Genomic DNA, 20,140 nt, shown 5'->3' on the forward strand with positions numbered 1-20,140 from the left:
GCTTGCCCATTGTATGTTTATGATGGGCATATGAAATACGAGCTACCTGAGTTGCTGCAGCAAAGGCCAAGCCCTTTTTATGGGCTCTCATGGCCGCTGATTGTGGGGGTGGTGGTCTGCCTTGGTTTGCTGACTTTGACAACTTGGCATACCTCAGTCGATCCTGATACGTATATGCATCTCACGATTGGGCGATGGATCTTGGATCATGGGGCCATACCGCGTACGGATATGTACTCTCACTCATTACACGGCCACCCTTGGGTTGCCCATGAATGGTTATCTGAATATATTCTGGCGGTCCTATATGCCCTCGGGGGATGGACTGCGCTGGTATTAGTAACAGCCTTATCTCTTGCGCTAACGCTAGCATTCTTAGTGCGCTTCTTATTGCATCGCGTTCCCGCTATTTATGCCATTCTATTTACCGCTTTAGCCTATTCAGCGCTAGTCAGTCATTTGTTGATTAGGCCTCATATTTTTTCATGGCCCATATTGGTAATGTGGGTTGGCGTCCTGATCAATGCTTCTGAGAGGCAAATAAAGCCGCCAATGTATTTACTGGCTCTGATGGTACTGTGGGCCAATCTGCACGGCAGTTTTATCTTAGGCCTAGCTATCGCAATTCCTTTGGGGGTGCAGGCGGTATGGATTGCTCCATCATCGCTACGGGGTGCGCTAGCTAGATCCTGGATCTTGTTTTGGGTGCTGTCTGTGATCAGTTGTGTGGCAACGCCCCTCGGCTGGCAGGGCTTGCTGTTTCCACTCTCATTACTGAAGTTAACTCACCTTACTGCCATTAATGAATGGATGCCATATCATTTTTCTGGATTGAGTGGTCTGGAGATTGTGATTTTGTCTTATCTGTTTTTGGCGTTGATTGGCTACATTGATATTGGCATCATTAATGCGCTGATTATTGTGGGCTTGTTGCATCAGGCCTTGACCCATAATCGCTATGCATCCATCTTTGGACTCATCACGCCGATGATTATTGCCAGCTCATTTGGCGCTCGATACAAACTAGTGCATGCGTCTGATGAGAGTCAACATCCATCACGCGTTGATGAGATATTTAACCGCCTTTCTGTGCCGGCCACTAAAAAGGCCACACTACTTTTTGGCGCAATCATTCTTGCCTCGGCATTCTTTCTCTCTAGAGGCCATCATCATGAGCCTTCAAAAGAGGCTTATCCAGTTGCTGCCGTCGACTTTGCTATCAATCATCAGATTACCGGCCCTGTGTTCAATGCCTATGAGTTTGGTGGATACCTCATTAGTCGCGGCATTCCGGTATTTATTGATGGCAGGGCGGATTTATACGATGAGGCAATATTGGGGCCCTATTTAGAGGCGATACGAGATGGGTCGGCAAGTGTTTTGGATTCCCTGATGCGGGACTACAAAATCACCTGGGTGCTCATTCCGCCAGATTCTTCTGCAAGGACTTACTTTGACAGTCGTGAGCAGTGGAAAAATATCTATGAGGATAAGCTTGCCACTATTTTTGTTTTGCGGGCGGCTCCGCTGGATGGCCAGAAATTAATTGACTCAATGCGTAAATGAAGATGTGCCAATTACCCACTTCACTCTCCAGATTCTTGCTGTTAACAGTGACGGTTCTTTTTCTGTCAGCTTGTGACAGACTGCAATTGCCTGAATATTGGTTATGTAGTGGCACTTCCCAGCAATTGGTTTTGGATTCCCAGGGTGCAGAGCTTGAGCGATACGAAGGGAATGAGCCGCTGATGCTAGAGATATGGGGTAGTCACGTTTATCAATTTTTGCAGGGTAGCTTTAGTGGTGGTTATTCCATTTGTAGTGACGATAGTGTGAAGAATGCATCTTCCTCTAGTATTCAATTTGGGATGCGTGGATGCCAGGCAAATATAGATTTTTACCGCATGGGTATTTTTAATGTCGAGAGTGGCGAGTTGCTCATGAAAGACTCTCGCAAGCTTGATCAGCGAGTGATTCGGAATCAGGGCCGTTATCAGTGCCGCAAAAAAGGGCGCTCCTTTAACTTCTCGGAATTCAATCATGTCTAGCCGCATCGTTTCATTGGTGCGTGCTCTAGCGCTAATCCTTAGCCTAGAGCTGCCGATTATTTTGGCTTTTGCTTGGATGACTGGTGACTATTCGATCCCCCGTTTTAATGTGTGGCCTATTTCAGAATGGCTCATCAATTATCAGGCGGGCTTTGTCAGAAGGGGGTTAGCAGGTGAATTCCTCCTGCAGGTATTTGGGCAAGACGGGTTAATTAAGCCCTTGTATGTCTTGATGTTTGCTTCCTATATTGCGTATATCGTTTCATTTCTGTTGGTTTACTGGAGATCCGGTATTCGTAACGGCAATGTGTTGCTGGTTTCAATATTGATTCAGGGCGGTATATTTCATATGGGTATGAGCGCAGACTTCTATACCCGCAAAGAAAATTTGTTCTTAATATTTTTTGCTATTCAGTGTTTGCTTTATTTCCAAATCCGTTTAGCTCCAGTGTCTAGGCAGCAATTTTGGATTTACTGTTATCTAGTAGCTTTATTCATCGTGTCTCCTGTTTTAGTGCTCATACATGAGGCCTATCTATTCATGGCTTACCCAATATCAGCTCTATTGCTTTGGGTGCTTGCCCTAGAGCGGCCTAATTTACGCTATCTGCGCCTTGCATCCATCTTCTTATTTGCTGAGGTGTTATTTACCTTTTTGGTGTGCTCTCGCTTCCATGGCGACGTTTTCATGGCGCAGGCGATTTGGGACTCCTTATCATTTGGGGATCGCTTGCTGCTATCCCCAAGCGCGCCATATTCCGTCTTTGGCGCCATCAGTTCTTTGGGTTGGGGCCTAGATCAGCATCTCACTACGATTTACGGGGTATTTAGCTCCGGCGGCATCTTTATTTGGCTGTTTTTCGGCCTTGGAAACGTGCTGGTGTTGATCTACATTTACTCCGTGGTTCGGCCTGTGGTAGTTGACGGACTTCCATCGCAATATTTACGCTGGATTTTGCTTGGTGGACTGGCATTGACCCCCATGTTTTTGCTGGCCAGTGACTGGGGAAGGTGGCTTGCTTCGATGAGTAGTCAGTTAATTTTGTTGATGTTTGTGCTTCGGCGAGCTGATTTATCCTACAAGCCTGAAGACTTTCCGCTCTTACTGGCTCTGGATCGACGCCTTGTTCTGGCTGGTGGAGTCACCTTATTGGCGTTCTGTGTGATATATGGTTTGGCCTTTCAGATGCCGGAGTGTTGCGCTTACTACACCGATATTTTTCCGTCATACCGCGTCTATTTTGGTCTTTAAGCCCAAAATTAGGGTTTGCCATAGGATTACCGTTGCTTTTTGTTGATTTGGATCAATTTTTTATAGCAAGTTTGGTAAAAATAGCATTAAGATGAAGTTGTTGATTTCATTATCATTCTCGTAAATAGTTTTTTTGTTGTTTTCATTAGGAATTAAGTTATGTTGAAAAAAATCCAATCTTTCATTTCAAATTTCGCTAAAGGCGAAGAGGGTGTTACAGCGATTGAGTACGCATTGATTGCCGCTCTGGTTGCCGTGGTTATTATCGGTGGCGCTACGCTGTTGGGTACTAACTTAAATACCTTGTTCACAAACATCGCCGGCAAGATTTAATTGATTTTCTTCAACACCCAAGGGGTGTTGAAGAGTCTTTGCTGTAGTTGTGCCGTGCCTTTGTGGGCGTGATGTTTCAAAGCATCCAAGCTTTTTCTTTGCATAAGCTATGCAGAGATGGGCGGAAAGTAAAATTGCATGTCTGTGACTTTTCCGTTTTTAGCAGTAATGTCCCTGGCGACATTATTAGATTTCGCAACTAGGCGAATCTCAAACTACCTCATTCTTTTCGGTTTGTCTCTTGGCCTTTCCCTGGCCTATATCAATGGTGGCTTAAGCGCATTGGCTAGCTCTATGCTTGGAGCGATTATTGGTTTGCTGGTGTTCATCTACCCTTACTCGAAGTCGCTGATGGGTGCGGGTGATGTCAAGTTAATGGCGGTAGCCGGTACTTTTCTAGGCCCTAATGCCATCTTGCTGACAGCGTTGTATGCCTCCATCATTGGTGGACTATGTATCTTGATCTATTTGCTCTACAAAGGTGTTTTGACTGAGTCGGCCAGCAGGGCATTCAGACTGCGATTCAGTGGTACACGCATTCCATACGCATTCGCCATTTCTCTTGGGGCATGCCTGGCTCTATTTAACTCTACCCCTCTATAAATATGCAAAATAGACGCATCCTCATTTCTCTTATTGTCGCTTCCGTTGTTGGCCTGATGGCCTTATTTATCGCCTCATTTGTAGTAAAAGATGAGGAAGCCATTAAGGCCGCTATGGTTGTAGCCGCCGGGGAAACGATTCCCATGGGCACGCCGATTTCCAGCGCTCAATTAAAGTTAATCAAGTTTTCCGGTGAGGGTCAACCTAGTGGTGTTGCTCATACCGTTGAAGAGTTAGTTGGTCGCATACCCAAGGGGGAAATTAAGGCTGGCGAAGTCATTTTTGACCGCATGCTTTACTCAGCTAATTCTTCATCAGGCCTCGCTTTTGCGATCTCCGCTGGTAAACGGGCGATGACCATGACTGTGAATGAAGTGTCGGATGTTGCTGGTTTTGTAACCCCTGGATCCTATGTCGATGTTTTGTTTAGTAGCAAGGATGACACCGGTCGATTTAGCTCCCGAATCATTATGCAGCGTGTGTTGGTGCTTGCCGTTGCTCAAGATCGTGTCGCGACAGAGGATGCTAAGCCACGTTTAGCTAGCTCAGTGACTCTGGAAGTGTCTCCACAGCAGGCAGAGGTGCTTGATGCCGCTCGGATGGCTGGAACGCTATCGCTCGTGTTGCGTAATCAGACGGAGGGCTCTGGACCTGGGGAGTCTACTCAAACGCAAACCCATACTTCTAGTGAGAATGGGGTTGAAGTAATTCGCGGTACATCTGTGCGTATGGAATCTGGATTGGGTCGTTAATATGAAAATTTTTAATAAAGCTGGCGTTTGGACGAGCCTCATCACATTCAGTTGGATGTTGTTGGCCCCCAATTTTTTATTTGCTGCTGAAGCGGTGGTCTCTAAGGAGGTGGGTAAGGTTTCCAGTATTGAGATTTCGCTTGGTAAATCACGCCTTTATAAATATGCAGATCCAATTAATAGAATTTCAGTAGGCGATGCCGCTATTGCTGACGTGATGGTGGTCAGCCCCAATCAGATTTACTTGCTTGGTAAGAAGGTGGGCTCCACCAATGTGTTTATGTGGCATGCCAATGGAAATCTCTCAACCTTAGATGTGGCGGTTGGTGTTGATGCTGGTGCACTTCAGAGCTTATTGGGAAAATTAATTCCTGGTGAGAAAAATATACGCGCATCTTCGGCAGGGGAGTCTCTGGTTTTGAGTGGACAGGTTTCCGATTCTGTGAAGGTACAGCAAGCCATTCAAATTGCTCAGGAGTACACCGGAAAAAAAGTCCTCAATATGATGACTACCGACCATCTTCCGCAGGTATTAATTGAGGTCAAAATTGCTGAAATTGATAAGGCTGTTGCCGACTCCTTGGGTGTCCAAGTGCAAGGCTCGAACTTTAGCTTCAATATGCTAAACGGTGCAACTGCTCCTCTGGGCTTTGCGGCCAATGCTGCTGGTTCGGTAGGGTCTACCAATGCTTGGCTTCAGGCCCAAATTAATAGCGGTTTGATTAAGATTTTGGCTGAACCCAATATTATGGCGATCAGCGGGCAGGAGGGCGAGTTCCTCTCTGGCGGAATTGTGTTTTTACCCGTTCCTCAGTCAAGCGGTACAGGTGGCTCAGTCATCACGCTGCAAGCTCAAAACTATGGAGTGGGCGTTAAATTTACTCCAACTGTTTTATCTGAAGGCCGAATCAATCTAAAGGTAAGCCCGCAAGTTTCTGAGGTGCAAACCCAAGGCATCACGGTAAGCGCTGGAGGCTCAACCTCTGTGCTGCCTTCAATTACTACGCGCCAGGCCTCTACTACGGTCCAGCTTTATGACGGTCAAAGTTTCGCCATAGGCGGATTAATTAAAAATAACGTAGCTGAGGTGATTAGCGCATTCCCTGGTTTAGCAAATTTACCCGTTTTAGGCGCGCTATTTAGAAGCGCATCTTTCAAGGCGGATCGTAGCGAGTTATTAATTGTGGTGACTCCGCATATTGTTCAGCCGGTCGCCAATAAGGTGACATTGCCTACTGATAAATATATCCCCCCAACTCAAGTTGATTTCTTTGTAAATGGAAAGTTGGAAGGCTCAAGGCCAGAAAATATTACTGATGGGGCTGCCAAATAATGAAACTGAACTTTGGATATAAATTAATGTTGAGAGTGTTAACTAGTGCCGTACTTATTGTGGGGCTCTCTGCGTGCCAATCCATTTGGGAAACTGCACCTGATTTTGGTGGGACGGTAAATGACGCCGTGCAATCTCAGTTGGTTAATCCAAATGCTCCAGTTGGAAATAAAAAAGTTACCACTGGATTAGATGGTGGTGCAGCAAAAGGTGCTGTTGATAACTATCAAAAGTCTTTCGAAGTAAGAACACCAACCAGTAGTGGCACATACCCAACAGGGGCTACGATGGGCACTTCTTCTGGAGGTCGATAAATGAAGATTGCAGCTATTGCTAGCTCCCCCGAGTCTCTTATCAGAATCAAAGAGATTCTGGAGACCAATGTTTCCCAAGATCAATTCGTTTTTTTAGAGCGCCGTGAGGGCGGTTTAGATATCGATCGTTTGGATTTATTTTCAACCAATATTCTAGTTGTTGATTCTGAGGCTGTCTCTAAGAGTGACCTAAAAACGATTGCATCTTGCACTAATGAGCACGCAAATCCTGCCATTATTTATGCAACAAGCAATGCGCATGATGGTCAGATGCTCGAGTTGATGCGTGCGGGTGTAATGGAAGTAATTGGATTTCCAGTGTCGCAATCGGAATTGCTTGAGGCTATTGAGCGATTGAGGTCGCGTCGTTATATTTCCTCCTCGTATCGTCCAAGAGGAAAAATTCTCTCATTCATCTCTGCAAAGGGAGGTGCTGGAGCTACCTTTATCGCCGGAAACCTTGGTTATGCATTGGCCTCTATTTGCAAACAAAAGGTTTTATTCATTGATTTACATATGCAATTTGGCGATGCTGCCTTTTATTTGGTTGAGTCGGCAGGTCCCAGCACATTGACCGATGTGATTAGTCAAACAGGTTTGGATTCAAGTGTCATTGCATCTGCTACAACACAAGTAACTGAGAATTTCTATCTCTTGCAAGCCCCTGATAGTCCGGATAAAGCGGTTGGCATCAAGCCTCAGCATATTGATAATTTACTCACGGTTGCCATTCAGGATTATGACTTTGTTATTGTTGATTTACCCCGAGAGATCGAGGCTATCACAATGAAGGTCTTGGATCGATCCGACAAGATTTACGTGGTCTTTCAGCCGGTGGTTTCGTATTTGCGAGCCTTGGCTAAGGTCCTCCATCTATTTACCTTGCTTGGTTACGAGTCACGAAAAATTGGTACCGTTCTGAATCGTATGGATAAAGCGGTGGCAATTTCACTTGATAAGATGGAGGATGCTATTCAGAAGCCTATAGATTGGGTCTTCCCAAATGACTTTTTGAATGCAACTGAATCAGTTAATACGGGTATTCCTATTCAAAAGCTTCAAGCACATATTCCATTGAGCGATACCTTTACTGCGATGGCTTGTGATATTGCCGGCATTAAGCTGGACTCTGTCGAGAGTGCTCCTTGGTGGCAAAAGTGGTTTAAATAATTTACTGGTAGATAAAAATGTCATTGAGGGAACGAATTCAAGGAAACTTAAATCGCGATGGAGGTTTTTTAAGTGAAAAAACCTTAATCGACGAGCGTGCTCAAGGGGCTGCAAATCTTCGAGCTACTTTGCATGAACGTCTATTAAAGACCATTGATTTATCCGCGGTTGATCGAATGGTGGATTCTGAGTTAAAGGCGTATCTCAAATCCTGTATTCAAAAAATTGTTGCCGATGATCAAATTGTTATCGGTGAGGATAATTTAGCGCATTTAGTTTACGAAATTCAAAATGAAATTATTGGCCTTGGTCCTATTGAGCCTTTGATTTCTGATCCTAGCATTTCCGATATTTTGGTAAATAACTATAAAACCATTTTCGTTGAGCGCAAGGGCCGTCTTGAGAGAACGAAGATTCAATTCGACAATGACGCTCACTTACTTAAGGTAATTGAAAAAATTGTAGAGCGAGTAGGGCGACGTATTGATGAATCTAGTCCAATGGTTGATGCTCGCTTGCCGGACGGTTCTCGTGTAAATGCCATTATTCCTCCATTGGCTCTGGATGGTCCTTCGTTGTCCATTCGCCGATTTTCTGAAGTTCCTTTAACGGTATCCAATCTGATTGAGTACGGCTCAATGACCAGCGATATGGCTTTGATCATTGGCGCATTGGTCAAGGTGAAGACTAATATTTTGATTTCTGGCGGTACCGGTAGCGGAAAGACCACGTTATTAAATGTCATGTCTGGCTACATACCTGATAACGAGCGAATTATTACGATTGAAGATGCCGCCGAATTACGTCTGCAGCAGCCACACGTTGTTCGATTGGAAACTCGACCAGCAAATATTGAAGGCAAGGGCGAGGTTAGTCAGCGCGCTCTTGTGAAAAATACTCTGCGGATGCGACCCGACCGGATTATTGTGGGTGAGGTTCGAGGAATTGAAGTGATCGACATGCTTCAGGCTATGAATACTGGTCATGAGGGTTCCCTCACTACCATTCATGCAAACACAGCACGAGATGCTCTAACCCGTTTGGAGAATATGGTGGGTTTGGCGGGTGTTAATGTGATGCAAAAAGCTCTAAGAGAGCAAATTGTTTCAGGTATTTCTGTAATTATTCAGGTTGCCCGCTTGAGTGATGGACGTCGAAAGATCATGAGTATCCAAGAGATCACTGGCATGGAGGGTGATGTCATTACCATGCAGGAAATCTTTTGCTTTGAGCAAACTGGTGTTGCGCCAGATGGAACCGTTCTTGGTCACTTCAAAGCAACTGGTATTCGACCACGATTTGCTGATCGACTTCAAGCCCGTGGAGCGCCTCTTGCAGATTATCTTTTTGATCCGAGCAGAATTAAGGAGCGCTAGATGAACTTTCAGTTCATCTTCACGATTTTTGCCTTTACAGTCTTCTTCATTGGGCTGTCCTACGCACTCTATTCTTTTGTAAAAGTGCGCTTTAGTCGTATGCGTTTGCGAATTGATAAGCGTCTAGAGGCAATTTCTACTGATAATCGTCGTTTGAGTACGAGGATTGCACCACAGGTGATGCTGAGTTCAGATCCCAGGGTTGATGTCTGGCTGAAGCAATTTACCTTGGCAGTAAAAATCAATGCAGATATTCAGAAGCTAAAGTGGAATATTCGTCTAGACCAGTTTATTTTGCTGATTGGCATTCTTTTTATTGCTACGAGTTTTGTATTTCTTAAGCTTGGAACATCTTTCCTCCTGGCCATTTCATTTGCTTTGATTATTTCGGTGTGCCCTGTTATTTATTTGAGATTTGAGTTGGCAAAACGGCAGGCGAAATTAGAGCGCCAACTGCCAGAAATTTTAGATTTTATTGCTCGAGCAATGCAGGCCGGCCATACTTTTGTAGGCTCTATGCAGATGGCTGCCAATGAGTCAAATGAGCCCATTGCTTCTGAATTTCAAAAGACTTTTCAGGAAATTAGCTTTGGTCGATCTGTTCAAGAGTCAATGTCGGATTTATCTACTCGAATTGATTGTCCGGAAATGCGTTATTTTGCCGTTGCTGTTTTTGTTAATCAAGAAATTGGCGGTAATTTGGCTAGCCTCATTACTGGTGTTGCCAAGCTTATTCGGGAGCGCTTGCAAACCAAGATGACCTTGCATGCAATGACCTCAGAGGCTCGTACTTCAGCCTGGATATTGAGTATTTTGCCATTTGCAGTGGCTCTACTAATGTTAATTGTGAGGCCTGATTTCATTGCTGTTTTGTGGAGTGAGCAGCTTGGGAGATCTATGGTTGGCTATACCCTGGTCCTCATGTTTGTGGGAATTTTTTGGATGCAGCGCATGGCTAAGATCAGGGTTTAGGCGGGATCATGGAAATTATTCGAATCCTTGTTTTTATATTGCTATTTGTGTTGATAACCAGCACAAGCTACTACGTCATTATTCGCTACTTCTCAGAAAGAACGGTGCATCGGAGGCTGGGTTTTATTCGCTCTGAAACCCTTGATGAGTTAAATCCTATGCGCACCCGTTTAGAGATAGCTTCTAAAACCGCTTTAGAGAAGTTAATTCATTTTTCGATGCCTGATGGGGAGTGGGAAACCTCTCAAATCCGGATGCGTTTTATGAGTGCTGGGTACTATCGCGAGCTCGATGCTTTAATTTTCTTTGCGCTTAAAACCATCCTTACTTTCGTTTTGCCTGTCTTTTATATCTTGCTTTCTTTGGTGAGCGGGTCTTCGAGCTCCTTCTTGAGCATCCTATCTGTGGCCGTATTTTTATCAGGTATAGGCTATTACTTACCAGATCTCTGGCTCTCAAGAAAAAGCAAAGAGCGCAGGCAGCAAATATTTGAAAGTCTTCCTAATGCCTTGGATCTCATGCGTGTTTGTGTAACCGCTGGACTGGGATTGGACTCTGCTATTGAGCGAGTAGGTAAAGAGTTGCAAATTGAAAGTCAGGCACTGGCGCAGGAGTTTCATATTTTGAATCTTGAGTTACGTACTGGTGCTACACGTGAAAATGCGCTGAAGAATCTGGCTGATCGCACTGGTGTAGAGGATATCCATGCTCTGGTTTCCATGTTAATTCAGACGCAGCATTTCGGTACCAGTATTGCTGAAGCCCTACGCGTTCATGCTGAGGCTTTAAGGGAAAAGCGCGCCTTAATGGCTCAAGAAGTAGCCGCGAAAATCCCAGTCAAGATGACTATCCCCTTAATCTTATGCATCTTCCCCGCCTTAATGGTGGTGCTGCTGGGCCCTGCCATTATTACTTTTGGAAAATCGCTTTCCCCCATTTTTACTGGCATAGCAAAGTAGGGCTGCAAAGCAGCAATTTGGATGGGTGAATCAATGCAGCATATTCAATCGGTCCCCCGAATACCCCATCTGAATGCGATTGATGCAATACGTTGTTTATGTGCTTTGTACGTAATGATTGGACATATTCAGCCGCCGCTCTCCGCGCTTCCTTCGGCACTGCAGGTTCTACTAACACTGGGCATGAGCGATGGCGGCTGGGCTGTAATGATTTTTTTCGTTATTTCTGGACTTTGTATTCATCTACCGTATGTTTCAGGCAAGCTTTTTCATACTTCTGACTTTTTGATTTCGAGATTTTGTCGAATTGCTATCCCACTTTTTTTCGCCGGCTTGCTATCTTGGGTGCTGCAGGCTAATTTAGACAAGATCTTATGGTCACTTTATTGCGAGATGATTTACTACTTGATGTATCCCTTCTTGCGACTTTTGTTTGCTCGTATTGGTATTTTACGTGTATTGCTATTCGCCATCCCGCTGGCTTTACTGACGGCATTACTTCCTGATCACAATCATGGCAACTTCTTTTATTTCGAGGGCTCTGCATCTTGGATTGCAACGGCGGTCTTGGCTTTTCCTATCTGGTTGCTGGGTTGCTTACTTGCGCAATCGATTGCTGCAAAGCGGGCGCCACGCTTCTCGCGTGTTGGGATGTTGAGAGCATTCATCATCATTTTGGGGTTTGGTCTACCAATATTGAGTTTTTTGGACGATGTAATTCCTGATTTTCCAAGCCTATTCTTTCTGAATACCAAGTATTCATTTTTACTCTTTAGCCCAATCATTTATTGCTGGCTTTATGCTGAAATTGCGCAAAAGCATGTGGGAGCTTTCTATCGACTTTTAAGCCCACTAGGAGTGGGAGCATATTCAATTTATCTCATGCATGTGCTTAGCATCCCAATGTTTATTGTCTTACCTATCCATTTCAATTCTTATTTGAATTGGATTGCGATTATTTTTATTGCGCTATTGATGTCCATACTCTTTTATTTCTTAATTGAAAAGCCATCCCATCTATTGGGGCGACGTTATCTTGGGGTGGTGAAATGAAGCATTCAATCAGCGGGGTCAACATCACATGAATTGTCCATTTTGTGGGGCCTCAATCGATTCTCAAGTCGTACTTCGTAACTGCGCTCATTGCGGATCCCCGATCTTTTATGGTTTACATGGATATGCAAAGACACCTAAAGAGGCTCTGATTCAATCAGAGGCAATGCGGCAATACTTGAGTCATGCTGAACTGGCTGAGCAGGAGCAAAAAAAACTATTTAGTTCGCCCCAATACAAGGACGACATTATTCAGAAGCAAATAAAAGGGCGTCTTCAGACTATTCTTGAGGCGATTGGATTGGCTGCGCTTTACTCTTTAATTTTTACCCTTATTACCTCTCCACTCATTTATCTTGTTGTGCAACCACGTTTACTGAGGTCCTACACAGTAGAGTCTTTAGTAGCTGGATCTTATTTGTTTTATTTTTTCTTTGGATTTCTAGTCTTTTATCTGACCAGTCGATCCTTGCCTGATTAATGGGCTTGCATAGTGCAAATTACTAGGGGTAACATGAACCATGGCGAATAATGAATTCGGTAAAACGCATCAAACTGATGATGACGAGAGTGGTGCAGTTCTCCCATTTTTTGCGATTCTTCTAGTTGTGCTATTGGGCTTTGCTGCATTTGCAGTAGATTTCGGCTTTGCTTACATGCGTCAAGCCCAGTTGCAGTCTGTCGCTGATGCGGAGGCGCTAGCTTGTGCTAGAACGTACTCAACTTGTACCAGTGGAGGCGATCAATTTCCGCTAACCAACCCATACGGATTTACTGTAGTCACTACCAATCCTGTGGCTTGCCCAAATCCAGTTACTCAAAATAATTGTGTTCAGGCAGTTGCAAGCACGAATTGGAATACGTTTTTTTTGCCTCTGTTTGGATTTAATGCTCTCAATTTGAGTAAAACGGCCATTGCCGGCAAGCGGGCTGCATCAGACGCTATGATCGTACGCGGTAACTTTAGCGCAAATGGTACTAATATTATGTTAGTTACTAATGGATCGATTGCTATTGGAGGCGGCATTACCACTACAAATCAATCGGGCATCAATGCCACATCACCCAATGCAACTATCACTGCCTATAACAATTCCACGGCCAGCTGTGGCACATGTACTCCGGCAGTAAACACCACAAGTGCGCCGTTACCGTCCCCGGCACCATATACGCCGCCTTCATCGCCAGCTGCACAAACAGCTCCTGCCTGTGTCGGTAACTTAGGCGCCTTCCAGCCTGGCACTTACTCCTCTGGCGTTACCCTCAATTGCGCAAGCAATACTCTAGCGGCAGGCACTTATTATTTTAATGGCGGCCTAAATAGCAATGGAAAATCGTTATCTGGTGCCGGTGTAACGCTCATCATCGGCGCTGATCAACCGCTCAGCCTCAGTGGCAATGTTAACTTGAATAGTAGCTCCGGTGGCTCCACTTGCGGAACAGCGGGTGGGGGCATGGTGATCTATCAGCCTTTATCGCTAACGAATACTTATCAGACTTGGACGGTGAGTGGTTCCGGGAATACTGTGAATTTAACGGGTAAGGTGCAGTTGCCCAATACAGACCTCACTTTTAGTGGCACACCAACATCCTTGTCCGTTACCGGTAGTCTGTATCTCAGTTCAGTTCGCCTGAACGGTAATATGACTGCGCAAACATCGGTTGACCCTTGTCAGAATTTGAATCTGGGTTCTGGGACAACTATCTTGGTGCAGTAGTATTTAGACCCTGCCTGAAGTCATCACTCGTGATACATCACAGCGGTGGCTGTTAGGGCATTGCTTGTATTGCCAATAATCCAGCCGATCTGAGTGAAGGTGTAACTCACCGTCACAGTGACTGTGGTTCCTGATGTTCCGGCGCCCGTTGCTGTTGAGGTAGAAGTGGTTGCGCCACCAAAGGTAATGAGGTTGGCTTGGGTGTAGCTGTTGGCTATTTGACAAGGGTCGGCGGTACCGGTTGCCGTTCCTGCGCAGCTAATAGAGGCGGAAGTATTGATCGCACCCCAGCGAGCGCCCTCACGGGCTGCATTGGTGATGACGGCTTGGTCGTATAGCAAAATACCATAGTTGATGATGCCAAAAACTATCATCATCAATAGCGGCAGAATGAGGGCAAACTCGACTGCGGCGACGCCGTCTTCATGTTTTTTAAAGCGAATTAGTGGATTGCGCATTTTGATCTCATTTCTATAAGTAATATTAGCTCAATTGACTTAGTTTTTTCGAGAAAAATATAGCGGTATCCCTGATTTTTACTAATTTACCCCCTAGTATGCTGGTACGATAAGACATTGATTCATATATATTCTAGGATCGATTTCACCCTCTACCTTTTCCTATCGGATGCTCTTAGCAAACCAAACTTTTTACTTTGCAACATTAATTACCTTTTTAGGGTTAATGGCCTCCTTTTTTTGGGGTAAAGGTAATCAAAAAGATCAATATCGGGTGCTTTACTGGCCATCTGCTTTGGGTTTGTTTGCTGCATCCTCTTTAGCTTTTTTCATTGCGCCTTGGGCTGGCAAGCCTATCTTGGCAATCGCTAATTTATCTCTTGTTGCTGGAGCCTTGTGTATCTCGTTGTTGTTTAGTCAGTGGAATAACTCTCTGACCTTAAGCAAAACACTTTTTTCAAGTATTTGGTTTGTTGGTGTATCGAGCATTTATCTTTACTTGCTAAATTCGGGGACTACGCAAGATCGTATTCACTTAATGAATATTGGATTGGCCGCAATCTCTATCTGGCAATTAAGCACTTTGTTTTCAATTGCGAAAAAGGAGTGCGCTTATCAGATTAAATTACTCATTGCGGTTGAGTTTTTTCAATTAAGCACCCGTATTTTGCGTTCTGTACTGATTCTGATGAATCCTGATGCTGGGTTAACAAGCTTATATCAAGAGGATACTTTAGGGTTCTCATTGCGCATTTCCTCATTCCTGTCGAATCTGATGGTTTGCATTTTGATTACCAACTACTATCTTGAGAAGTTGATGCAGGAGCATCTAAGAAGTGCGCATGCAATTGAAGACGGGATGCTGCATAGCTTAAATGCACTCTCTATGGTGCGCGATAACGAAACTGGAAACCATATTCTTCGCACCAAGCAGTATGTGCAACTCATTGCTACAAGACTTCGAGCAATGGGTTTTTATAAGCAAGAGCTAACAGAAGCGGCAATTGATGAGATGTCGAAAGCTGCGCCATTGCATGATATTGGTAAGGTTGGTATTCCAGATAATATTCTCAAGAAAAATGGATCCTTATCTGATGAAGAGTGGGTGATCATGAAGACACATGCTTCTCTTGGTGAGGATGTATTGCGGGCGGCAATGGTGGAGGATGCTCGCCATACTAAGGTGCTGGACATGGCAATCAAGATTGCCGGTGGTCATCATGAATGCTGGGATGGGTCGGGCTACCCAAGAGGCCTTCATGGTCTGGATATTCCGCTCGCTGCGCGCATTATGTCTATTGCGGATATGTATGACGCTTTGGTCAGCGAACGCGTTTACAAAGATAAGTGGTCGCATGCAGATGCTTGTGCAGAAATTGCTCGATTAAAAGGGACGCGTTTTGATCCTGCAATCGTTGAGGCATTCATGATGGAGCGGGATAATTTTGTACGCATTGCTGATTTATACAGGGATGAAAAATGACGATCAGTTTTGAATCCGACTCCAACATTAAGCGCAATACGCGTTTAATTTTGCTAGCAGCAGTGGCGTTAGCTGCAATTTTTTTCATCAATGCTTTAGTTTCAACCTACTTATTACGTAAAAATAGTATTCAGGATCGAGCTGATCAGCTGGCCAACTTAACAATCATTTTGGCGGAGCATACCTCCCAAACCATGTTCTCAGCTAACACAGCCTTATCAAGTGTCATTGAGATTCTAGATCGAGCCAAGATTGGTGACGAAAAAGATTATCAAGAGTTTGCGAGTAAAAAAGCGCAGTTTGATCTACTCCAAGAGCGCACTAGCTCTAATTCGATTTTGGATGTGAGCACCTTTGTCGCGGCAGATGGCAAGGTTCTGAATTTTTCCCGTTCTTACCCGCCCCCGCCGATAAGTCTAGCTGATCGTGATTACTTTAAGTACCTCAGTGAAAATAATGATCTAGACACTTACTACAGCACTCCTGTGCGGAACAAGGGCAACGGTAAGTGGGTGTTTTATCTGGCTCGCAGGGTAAATGGCAAGAATGGCCAATTTTTAGGTGTGGTGCTGGTAGGCGTTTCTGTTGAGGTGTTTTCTTCACTTTATGAGCGAATTGGTGGGAACCTAGGAGAGGGAGCGGCTTTAACCCTCTATCGCAAAGATAAGACGCTCTTAACGCGCTGGCCATTGGTTGAGAATTTGATTGGCAAAACCAATCCAAATACTTTTATTGATGATTCCTTGGCAAATGTGAATGTCAATGGTGGCGTGATCTTTGGTTCTGGCCCTGGATTTGCACGCCAAAACGATGCGCCGGTTGAACGTATGTTGTCTTACAGGGCCGTGAAGGGCTACCCATTGATTGTGGGCGCCGTTGTGCCGGAGACACTCTATTTAGCGAATCTCAATAAAAACGCGATTGGCGTCTTTATGGCGACAGGGCTCAGCCTGATTGCTTTAGCGATTGGTACGTATCTTTTACTTCGTGCCTATCGCCGTAATGCGGAAACGCAATATCGTGCACATCATGATGTATTAACGGAATTACCAAATAGAACTCTATTTTCTGATCGCTTGCAGCAGGCTCTCGCAGTATGTAAAAGACATCAAACCAAATTGGCTATTTTGTTTGTTGATCTGGATAATTTGAAAACGATCAATGATGTCTATAGCCATAATGCGGGTGATTCATTGTTGAAAGAGGTTGCTCGGAGAATGCGTGAATGTGTTCGAGAGTCTGATACGGTTGGTCGATTAGGTGGGGATGAATTTGTTTTGATATTGCCTGGTATTGATACTGAAGACCGGGCAGTTCAGGTGGCTGAAAAAATTCGTCTAGCGTTATCTGAGCCCATTGAGGTGGAGGGAATCAGTCTTTCTACCAGCGCTAGCATCGGAGTGGCCTTATATCCTGAGCATGGCGAAAATGAGACCGATTTAATTAATAATGCTGACGTGGCGATGTATGAAGCAAAGTCTTCCGGCAGAAATCAAATTAAAGTATTTGGTGAGGATGTTCTGAAAGCTGCCTTAGTAGATTTGGCTTAATTGGTTTTATGAAAAAATTCGATTTTCTGTCTATTCCCTTTGGCTTACTGCTCTCAATTATTACTTTGTATTTCATGTTGAGACCAGTTGCTGCAACTAGCGCTCCAGCATCCACTAGTCCCGTTATGACGGTGGGTAATCTCTCCTGGGATCAAACCGAGATGACGATAGCCGATGTCAAAGCCTTTGCCGATGCCACCGGTTTTATGAGTCAGGCCGAGAAAAACGGCGGCGGACTTTCTTATGAGGCTGGTTTTGTGAAGAAACCCGGCTGGACTTGGAAAGCTCCTTATGGTGTTCCTGCAAAAGTGAGCGAGCCTGCAGTGCATCTAAATCAAGCTGAAGCTGCGGCTGTTTGCCGCTTCTATGGCAAGCGTTTACCTACGGATGATGAATGGACTTCAGCTGCCTTTCTGGAGCAAAGAGAACTCCCTCCAGCTGGCTTCACCAGGGGTCAACGTTATCCGTTTCCGGGTGGAGCAACCCCAGAGGTCTCCCATTGCCTCAGCGGCTGCGGCAACTACAAAGGTGTAGCCCCAGCGGGTGCATTAAACCGCGGTACTGGTCATGTACCTACTGGCACTACCAAGCCAGGTGTGAATGGCTTATTCGATATGGGTGGCAATGTTTGGGAGTGGACATCTACTGAGCGTAATGGCAGATTCATTACCCGTGGCGCCTCCTGGTGGTATGGTCCAGAAAGGCAAAAAGAGTCTGATGTAGAGTCTAAGCCAGCTGATATTGGCGTGGTTTATATAGGCTTTCGCTGCGTTAGTTAATCCCATGAAACAATAGGGGATGACCAATCCCGTAGTCGACCCATCCGCCATTGAAATCACCCCTGAATATCAGGAGGTCATTGATGCCATCGAGCGTCATGACCCTTATATCTTTGTCAGTGGTAAAGCGGGTACGGGTAAAACTACGCTGATTGGTTATCTGCGTGAACATATTCCCGGAAATGTTGTTGTCGTTGCGCCGACTGGCGTAGCGGCACTCCAGGTCAAGGGTGTCACGATTCACTCTTTCTTTCGCCTGCCGCCTCGCTTAATTTTTCCAGAGGAAGATATTAAGCCTCTCAAGGATAAGCGCCTATATCAAGATATTCGTTTGCTCATCATTGATGAGATATCGATGGTGAGAGCGGATGTGGTTGATGCAATAGACTTGTTCTTGCGCGCCAATGGCCCGCATAAAAGTCAACCATTTGGCGGAATCCAGATCATGTTTGTGGGTGACTTATTTCAGTTGCCTCCCGTGGTTTCTAACGCTGATATGCAGGTGTTAGCGGAGCGTGGCTACGAAGGGCCTTATTTCTTTTGCGCCATGGCCTTGCATCGCAAGGATGTCACCATGGTGGAGTTATCCAAGATATTCCGCCAGAAGGACGCGCATTTTGCAGGCTTGTTAAATCAGATCCGCATTAATCAAGATATTGATGAAGCGCTGGATACCTTAAATGCAGTATGTTACGAGGTTAAAAGAGAAGTTGATGATCAAACCATCACATTAACTACAACTAACGCACGCGCTGATCAAATCAATAATGCTGGATTAAGGGCTTTAACAAGCGACGCAAAGGTTTATGCGGGTAATAGCACTGGCAAATTCAACGTAGATGATCGCAATTTGCCATCACCAAATCATCTCACCCTGAAGGTCGGGGCAAAGGTAATGTTTACCGCCACTGATAGCAACTTTCCGAAGCGTTGGGTAAATGGCACTATTGGAGTTGTACGGGAACTGCTGCCCAATACCGTGAAGGTGATGGTACAAAACGGACCTTACTCTAATACAGTAGAGGTGAAAGGACATCAGTGGGAATCGTATCGATACGATCACGACATGATGTCCGGGAAAATCTCCCCGAACATCATCGGTACCTTTGTGCAGATTCCATTAATGCTTGCTTGGGCCGTCACTATTCATAAGAGTCAAGGTAAGACACTCGACAAGATTAAAGTAGACCTCTCTTCAGGGGCATTTGCCTCCGGCCAAGTCTATGTGGCCCTCAGTCGCTGCACCTCTATTGAGGGCATCACTCTAGAGCGGCCTATTCAGCCTAAGGACGTGAGTTGCGATCAAGAGGTCAAGCGTTTCTATTTGAGCTGCCTCCCCAATTAGGCGTCAATCCTTGGATTGACTTCGGCTGTACATTGTTATAACATTGTTATTACTATGAAAAAACAGCTACATCTTCAAATTCGCCAGATAGGCAATTCTCGTGGAGTGGTTATTCCTAAGGCTATTCTTGAACAGGTTGGCCTCGATGATTCAGCGGATTTAGTTATTGAAGGCAACAAACTCGTCTTGAGTAAGCCTAAAAAAAATCCTCGTGAAGGCTGGGCTGAGGATTCTAGGGCAATTGCCGAGGCTGGCGAAGATCAACTGGTGATGGGCGATTTTATGAACGAAGCTGATGGGGATTGGGCTTGGTAAAAAGTATTGTTTCTCGCGGCGATATCTGGTTAATTGATCTAGACCCAACTCTTGGCAGTGAGATTAAAAAGACTCGACCTTGTGTTGTTGTGTCTCCGCAAGAAATGCATGATTTTTTGCGAACAGTCATTGTTGCGCCGATGACCACCAAAGGTCGACAAGCCTCCTACCGAGTGCCAATTACACATGACGGAAAAAAAGGGTTGGTGCTACTCGATCAAATCCGCACGATTGATAAGGCCCGGCTTGTTAAGAGGCTAGGTGCTGTCAGCAATAAAACACTAGTAGCCAGCCTTGAGGTTTTGCAGGCTACTTTTACGTTTTAAC

Annotated in this window: 22 protein-coding genes; 21 read left to right on the plus strand and 1 reads right to left on the minus strand. The window is 45.0% G+C overall.

Going from position 1 to position 20,140, the window contains the following annotated elements; all coding sequences use genetic code 11:
• The first annotated feature begins 30 nt into the window (after positions 1-30).
• The 15 genes from FD960_RS03265 (at position 31) to FD960_RS03335 (ending at position 13,883) form a co-directional block, all read left to right on the plus strand.
• Positions 31-1,566: a hypothetical protein gene (locus FD960_RS03265; protein WP_215299868.1), complete on the plus strand. Its 1,536-nt coding sequence runs from the start codon at positions 31-33 to the stop codon at positions 1,564-1,566.
• The gene (locus tag FD960_RS03270; protein ID WP_215299870.1) at positions 1,563-2,048 is read left to right on the plus strand and encodes a hypothetical protein; all 486 of its coding nucleotides are present in this window, start codon (positions 1,563-1,565) and stop codon (positions 2,046-2,048) included. Before FD960_RS03265 ends, FD960_RS03270 begins: the two co-directional genes overlap by 4 nt.
• Positions 2,041-3,300 carry a hypothetical protein gene (locus tag FD960_RS03275; protein WP_215299871.1) on the plus strand — a complete coding sequence of 420 codons (1,260 nt, stop codon included), beginning with the start codon at positions 2,041-2,043 and terminating at the stop codon, positions 3,298-3,300. The genes FD960_RS03270 and FD960_RS03275 overlap by 8 nt, the downstream gene beginning before the upstream one ends.
• Positions 3,301-3,459: 159 nt before the next feature.
• Positions 3,460-3,633: a Flp family type IVb pilin gene (locus tag FD960_RS03280; RefSeq protein WP_251369837.1), complete on the plus strand. Its 174-nt coding sequence runs from the start codon at positions 3,460-3,462 to the stop codon at positions 3,631-3,633.
• A gap of 138 nt (positions 3,634-3,771) precedes the next feature.
• Positions 3,772-4,236, plus strand: coding sequence for a prepilin peptidase (locus FD960_RS03285; RefSeq protein ID WP_215299872.1), 465 nt, complete (start codon positions 3,772-3,774; stop codon positions 4,234-4,236).
• Between the two features lie 2 nt (positions 4,237-4,238).
• Complete coding sequence (cpaB, locus tag FD960_RS03290; protein WP_215299874.1) at positions 4,239-4,988, plus strand: Flp pilus assembly protein CpaB; 750 nt, start codon at positions 4,239-4,241, stop codon at positions 4,986-4,988.
• 1 nt (position 4,989) lies between these two features.
• Positions 4,990-6,321 carry a type II and III secretion system protein family protein gene (locus tag FD960_RS03295; protein WP_215299876.1) on the plus strand — a complete coding sequence of 444 codons (1,332 nt, stop codon included), beginning with the start codon at positions 4,990-4,992 and terminating at the stop codon, positions 6,319-6,321.
• A complete protein-coding gene (locus tag FD960_RS03300; RefSeq protein WP_215299878.1) occupies positions 6,321-6,635 on the plus strand; it encodes a hypothetical protein in 315 nt (104 codons plus the stop codon). The genes FD960_RS03295 and FD960_RS03300 overlap by 1 nt, the downstream gene beginning before the upstream one ends.
• On the plus strand, positions 6,636-7,805 hold the full coding sequence (locus FD960_RS03305) for an AAA family ATPase (protein ID WP_215299879.1): 1,170 nt from the start codon (positions 6,636-6,638) through the stop codon (positions 7,803-7,805).
• A gap of 17 nt (positions 7,806-7,822) precedes the next feature.
• Positions 7,823-9,181, plus strand: coding sequence for a CpaF family protein (locus FD960_RS03310; protein ID WP_215299880.1), 1,359 nt, complete (start codon positions 7,823-7,825; stop codon positions 9,179-9,181).
• Positions 9,182-10,153 carry a type II secretion system F family protein gene (locus FD960_RS03315; protein WP_215299882.1) on the plus strand — a complete coding sequence of 324 codons (972 nt, stop codon included), beginning with the start codon at positions 9,182-9,184 and terminating at the stop codon, positions 10,151-10,153. It begins immediately after the preceding gene.
• An 8-nt stretch (positions 10,154-10,161) separates the two neighbouring features.
• Positions 10,162-11,112, plus strand: a complete 951-nt coding sequence (locus FD960_RS03320) for a type II secretion system F family protein (protein WP_215299884.1) — start codon at positions 10,162-10,164, stop codon at positions 11,110-11,112.
• Positions 11,113-11,145: 33 nt separating this feature from the next.
• The gene (locus FD960_RS03325) at positions 11,146-12,165 is read left to right on the plus strand and encodes an acyltransferase (protein ID WP_215299886.1); all 1,020 of its coding nucleotides are present in this window, start codon (positions 11,146-11,148) and stop codon (positions 12,163-12,165) included.
• A 28-nt stretch (positions 12,166-12,193) separates the two neighbouring features.
• On the plus strand, positions 12,194-12,646 hold the full coding sequence (locus tag FD960_RS03330; RefSeq protein ID WP_215299888.1) for a zinc ribbon domain-containing protein: 453 nt from the start codon (positions 12,194-12,196) through the stop codon (positions 12,644-12,646).
• 40 nt (positions 12,647-12,686) lie between these two features.
• On the plus strand, positions 12,687-13,883 hold the full coding sequence (locus tag FD960_RS03335) for a pilus assembly protein TadG-related protein (protein ID WP_215299890.1): 1,197 nt from the start codon (positions 12,687-12,689) through the stop codon (positions 13,881-13,883).
• 23 nt (positions 13,884-13,906) lie between these two features.
• Here FD960_RS03335 and FD960_RS03340 read toward each other — a convergent pair whose 3' ends face one another.
• The gene (locus tag FD960_RS03340; protein ID WP_215299892.1) at positions 13,907-14,341 is read right to left on the minus strand and encodes a TadE/TadG family type IV pilus assembly protein; all 435 of its coding nucleotides are present in this window, start codon (positions 14,339-14,341) and stop codon (positions 13,907-13,909) included.
• Between the two features lie 226 nt (positions 14,342-14,567).
• Here FD960_RS03340 and FD960_RS03345 point away from each other — a divergent pair, with 226 nt between their 5' ends.
• Genes FD960_RS03345 through FD960_RS03370 form a run of 6 tightly spaced genes read left to right on the plus strand, consistent with a single transcriptional unit; the run spans position 14,568 to position 20,139 of the window.
• A complete protein-coding gene (locus tag FD960_RS03345; protein ID WP_215299894.1) occupies positions 14,568-15,824 on the plus strand; it encodes an HD-GYP domain-containing protein in 1,257 nt (418 codons plus the stop codon).
• Entirely contained in the window at positions 15,821-17,374 is a 1,554-nt protein-coding gene (locus tag FD960_RS03350; RefSeq protein WP_215299896.1) for a sensor domain-containing diguanylate cyclase, read from the plus strand. Before FD960_RS03345 ends, FD960_RS03350 begins: the two co-directional genes overlap by 4 nt.
• 8 nt (positions 17,375-17,382) lie before the next feature.
• Entirely contained in the window at positions 17,383-18,153 is a 771-nt protein-coding gene (locus FD960_RS03355) for an SUMF1/EgtB/PvdO family nonheme iron enzyme (protein ID WP_215299898.1), read from the plus strand.
• A 19-nt stretch (positions 18,154-18,172) separates the two neighbouring features.
• Positions 18,173-19,498, plus strand: a complete 1,326-nt coding sequence (locus tag FD960_RS03360; protein ID WP_215299900.1) for an ATP-dependent RecD-like DNA helicase — start codon at positions 18,173-18,175, stop codon at positions 19,496-19,498.
• 54 nt (positions 19,499-19,552) lie between these two features.
• Positions 19,553-19,813 (plus strand): AbrB/MazE/SpoVT family DNA-binding domain-containing protein, encoded by a 261-nt coding sequence (locus FD960_RS03365; protein WP_215299902.1) that lies wholly within the window; start codon positions 19,553-19,555, stop codon positions 19,811-19,813.
• Positions 19,814-19,818: 5 nt separating this feature from the next.
• A complete protein-coding gene (locus FD960_RS03370) occupies positions 19,819-20,139 on the plus strand; it encodes a type II toxin-antitoxin system PemK/MazF family toxin (protein WP_215300577.1) in 321 nt (106 codons plus the stop codon).
• The last annotated feature ends 1 nt before the right edge of the window (position 20,140 follow it).

The sequence above is a fragment of the Polynucleobacter sp. AP-Nino-20-G2 genome (assembly GCF_018688235.1).
In the GTDB taxonomy this organism is placed as follows: domain Bacteria; phylum Pseudomonadota; class Gammaproteobacteria; order Burkholderiales; family Burkholderiaceae; genus Polynucleobacter.

What these genes read in the sequence shown, in the direction of transcription:
- FD960_RS03305 (WP_215299879.1), top strand. Translation starts at nt 6,636, where the DNA reads ATGAAGATTGCAGCTATTGCTAGCTCCCCCGAGTCTCTTATCAGAATC.
- FD960_RS03315 (WP_215299882.1), top strand. Translation starts at nt 9,182, where the DNA reads ATGAACTTTCAGTTCATCTTCACGATTTTTGCCTTTACAGTCTTCTTC.
- FD960_RS03365 (WP_215299902.1), top strand. Translation starts at nt 19,553, where the DNA reads ATGAAAAAACAGCTACATCTTCAAATTCGCCAGATAGGCAATTCTCGT.
- FD960_RS03275 (WP_215299871.1), top strand. Translation starts at nt 2,041, where the DNA reads ATGTCTAGCCGCATCGTTTCATTGGTGCGTGCTCTAGCGCTAATCCTT.
- FD960_RS03270 (WP_215299870.1), top strand. Translation starts at nt 1,563, where the DNA reads ATGAAGATGTGCCAATTACCCACTTCACTCTCCAGATTCTTGCTGTTA.
- FD960_RS03310 (WP_215299880.1), top strand. Translation starts at nt 7,823, where the DNA reads ATGTCATTGAGGGAACGAATTCAAGGAAACTTAAATCGCGATGGAGGT.
- FD960_RS03330 (WP_215299888.1), top strand. Translation starts at nt 12,194, where the DNA reads ATGAATTGTCCATTTTGTGGGGCCTCAATCGATTCTCAAGTCGTACTT.
- FD960_RS03340 (WP_215299892.1), bottom strand. Translation starts at nt 14,341, where the DNA reads ATGCGCAATCCACTAATTCGCTTTAAAAAACATGAAGACGGCGTCGCC.
- FD960_RS03280 (WP_251369837.1), top strand. Translation starts at nt 3,460, where the DNA reads ATGTTGAAAAAAATCCAATCTTTCATTTCAAATTTCGCTAAAGGCGAA.
- FD960_RS03360 (WP_215299900.1), top strand. Translation starts at nt 18,173, where the DNA reads ATGACCAATCCCGTAGTCGACCCATCCGCCATTGAAATCACCCCTGAA.
- FD960_RS03355 (WP_215299898.1), top strand. Translation starts at nt 17,383, where the DNA reads ATGAAAAAATTCGATTTTCTGTCTATTCCCTTTGGCTTACTGCTCTCA.
- FD960_RS03325 (WP_215299886.1), top strand. Translation starts at nt 11,146, where the DNA reads ATGCAGCATATTCAATCGGTCCCCCGAATACCCCATCTGAATGCGATT.
- FD960_RS03320 (WP_215299884.1), top strand. Translation starts at nt 10,162, where the DNA reads ATGGAAATTATTCGAATCCTTGTTTTTATATTGCTATTTGTGTTGATA.
- FD960_RS03295 (WP_215299876.1), top strand. Translation starts at nt 4,990, where the DNA reads ATGAAAATTTTTAATAAAGCTGGCGTTTGGACGAGCCTCATCACATTC.
- FD960_RS03335 (WP_215299890.1), top strand. Translation starts at nt 12,687, where the DNA reads ATGGCGAATAATGAATTCGGTAAAACGCATCAAACTGATGATGACGAG.
- FD960_RS03300 (WP_215299878.1), top strand. Translation starts at nt 6,321, where the DNA reads ATGAAACTGAACTTTGGATATAAATTAATGTTGAGAGTGTTAACTAGT.
- FD960_RS03350 (WP_215299896.1), top strand. Translation starts at nt 15,821, where the DNA reads ATGACGATCAGTTTTGAATCCGACTCCAACATTAAGCGCAATACGCGT.
- FD960_RS03345 (WP_215299894.1), top strand. Translation starts at nt 14,568, where the DNA reads ATGGCCTCCTTTTTTTGGGGTAAAGGTAATCAAAAAGATCAATATCGG.
- cpaB (WP_215299874.1), top strand. Translation starts at nt 4,239, where the DNA reads ATGCAAAATAGACGCATCCTCATTTCTCTTATTGTCGCTTCCGTTGTT.
- FD960_RS03285 (WP_215299872.1), top strand. Translation starts at nt 3,772, where the DNA reads ATGTCTGTGACTTTTCCGTTTTTAGCAGTAATGTCCCTGGCGACATTA.
- FD960_RS03265 (WP_215299868.1), top strand. Translation starts at nt 31, where the DNA reads ATGAAATACGAGCTACCTGAGTTGCTGCAGCAAAGGCCAAGCCCTTTT.